This window comes from Geminicoccus flavidas, assembly GCF_009806515.1.
GTDB classification, from domain to species: Bacteria; Pseudomonadota; Alphaproteobacteria; order Geminicoccales; family Geminicoccaceae; genus Geminicoccus; species Geminicoccus flavidus.
Genome location: NZ_WUJP01000398.1, coordinates 1 through 2,090 on the forward strand (window position 1 = coordinate 1; position 2,090 = coordinate 2,090).

Consider the following 2,090-nt stretch of genomic DNA (forward strand, 5'->3'; position numbering starts at 1 on the left):
GATCAGTCAGCCCGGCGACGGTGGCGGCCCGCTCCGCCATCTGCAGCATGGTCGGCCTGCCGGCCAGCTCCGGCCAGAACAGCTGCGGCGCTGAGCCGAAAGAGTTGAGGCGGGTGGCGAAGCGCGACAGGGACATAAGGCGGACCCGAACAGTTTCTTCACGGCTATCCGCTTCCGCGTGAGGCCGTCAAATTCGCTCAGGGCAGAGAATCGGGCCGCACGCCGCAGGCGGCAAGCCCCGGCGGGAGCTGCGGCTGCAGACGATCATGGACGGGCCGCGATCCTTCCATCATCGGTGGCGGCACCCATCCGGACTGGCCGGAGGGGATCAGGAGGAACCTGGGCGATGATCCATGAACTGCGCGTCTATCACTGCGTGCCGGGCCGGTTGCCGGCCCTGCTCAATCGCTTCGAGACGGTGACGCTCGCCATCTGGGAGCGATTCGGCATCCGCCAGGCCGGGTTCTGGACGGTCGGCATCGGCGAATCGAACCAGACGCTCTATTACCTGCTCGAATGGGAGTCGCTGGCCGAGCGCGAGCAGAAATGGAACGCGTTCATGAGCGATCCGGAATGGCTGGCCAAACGCGCGGAGAGCGAGAAGGACGGGCCGATCCTCCAGCGGGTCAGCAACCAGATCCTGGTGCCGACCAGCTTCTCCTCCGTGCGGTAAGCTGGCCGGGTGTTGCCGGGAATCCGCCACTTCCGGTTGACGAGTGTCCTGGCCGTTTGCCACCGATGCCTGGCACCGCGACCGGTGCGGCAACCAGTGGTGGTGGAGGGAGGATGGCGATCTGGCGGTGGATGACGACCCTGGTGGCGGGCCGGCCGCGCGAACTGCCGCTGGCCAAGCGCGACCTGCTCATCCACGACCATGTCGACCTCCTGCCGACCCGCTGGACCGGCGCCGATCTCTCCAGTGCGACCGACTGGCTGGCCGGCCGGAGCGCGGCGGCGGCCGCCGGCCGACCGGCGGCGCAGATGGTGCCGGCCGGCCGCCGGGTCTGACGGGGCACCGGCTCGCCAGGACCCAGGCCACTTTATCCGCTCCACCGCTTGCTCTTCCATGGCCCCGGCGCAGGGCGGACGCGAGGGTGTCATGGCAGCGGCTCCCGTGAACGGCTTCATCATGCGGCGGCCGACACTGCATGATTATGCGGCCTGGAGCGGGGCGGGGCTGACTGTCGAGACCTACCGCAGCGATGCCGGCGAGATGCTGGCCCGCTCGCCCGTCATCGCATCACCCTGAACCAGACCGTACATCGCCGCTACGCACACCGCTCAGGCGATGCCGGTGCCGTCGCCCGGCTGGCGCGGCCCAGGCGACCCTGGGCTTCGAGCCCCCGGCACCTCGCTCAAGATCGCCGCCACCTGCGTGATCGGCGCCATCGTCGGCGAATGGATCGGGGCGAACCAGGGCCTGGGTGCTTTGATCATCCAGTCGACCTTCAACTATCAGACCGACCGGCTCTACGCGGCGGTGATCACCTCCTCGACCCTGGGCTTCCTGTTCTTCGGCATCGTCGTCCTGGCCGAGCGACTGGTCATGCGCCGCCACCCGGCTTGAACGACGATCTCGCTCAGGCCGGCGGGAGCTGAGCCAGCAGCCGGTCGGCGTCGCCGCGGCCGGCCGCCTTGGCGCGGGTCAGCCATTGCCGCGCGAGTTCCGGGTTCTTCGCCACCCCGTTGCCCTCCAGATAGGCCCGGCCCAGCGTGAACATGGCGCTGGAATGGCCGGCCGCCGCGGCCTGTTCCAGCATGGCCAGCCCTGCCGCCTGGTCGTGCTGGCCACTGCCCGGATCCAGCAGCACCTGAGCCAGCCGGTACATGGCGCTGGCATTGCCGGACGCCGCACCGACCTCGAGCAGCGGCACTGCCTGCCTGACGTCGACGGGCACGCCGGTGCCATCCAGATAGGCGATGCCGAGCTGAGTGCTGGCCAGCGCATCGCCCTCGGCGGCAGCCTCCTTCAGAAGGGAGATGCCGCGCTGGGGATCGGCTGGCACCACCTTCCCTTCCAGCAGGGCCCGGCCGTAATTGCCCTTGGTCGCAACATCGCCGGCCGCCACCGCCTCTTCCGCATAGCGGAT

The 2,090-nt window shown here is 69.2% G+C and carries 4 protein-coding genes and 1 pseudogene; 4 read left to right on the forward strand and 1 reads right to left on the reverse strand.

The window, feature by feature from the left end; translation table 11 throughout:
* The first annotated feature begins 346 nt into the window (after nt 1-346).
* The 4 genes and pseudogenes from EQG76_RS11285 to EQG76_RS11300 all read left to right on the forward strand — a co-directional run.
* Nucleotides 347-673, forward strand: a complete 327-nt coding sequence (locus EQG76_RS11285) for an NIPSNAP family protein (RefSeq protein WP_159713410.1) — start codon at nt 347-349, stop codon at nt 671-673.
* Between the two features lie 113 nt (nt 674-786).
* Entirely contained in the window at nt 787-1,008 is a 222-nt protein-coding gene (locus EQG76_RS11290) for a hypothetical protein (protein WP_159713411.1), read from the forward strand.
* 91 nt (nt 1,009-1,099) lie between these two features.
* Nucleotides 1,100-1,249 carry a hypothetical protein gene (locus EQG76_RS11295; protein WP_159713412.1) on the forward strand — a complete coding sequence of 50 codons (150 nt, stop codon included), beginning with the start codon at nt 1,100-1,102 and terminating at the stop codon, nt 1,247-1,249.
* An 84-nt stretch (nt 1,250-1,333) separates the two neighbouring features.
* Nucleotides 1,334-1,567: pseudogene (locus EQG76_RS11300) on the forward strand (ABC transporter permease subunit); the annotation flags it as partial.
* 13 nt (nt 1,568-1,580) lie between these two features.
* On the opposite strand, the gene EQG76_RS11305 reads toward EQG76_RS11300, so the two are convergent.
* The coding region (locus tag EQG76_RS11305; RefSeq protein ID WP_200840739.1) for a tetratricopeptide repeat protein at nt 1,581-2,090 on the reverse strand (510 nt) is incomplete at its 5' end.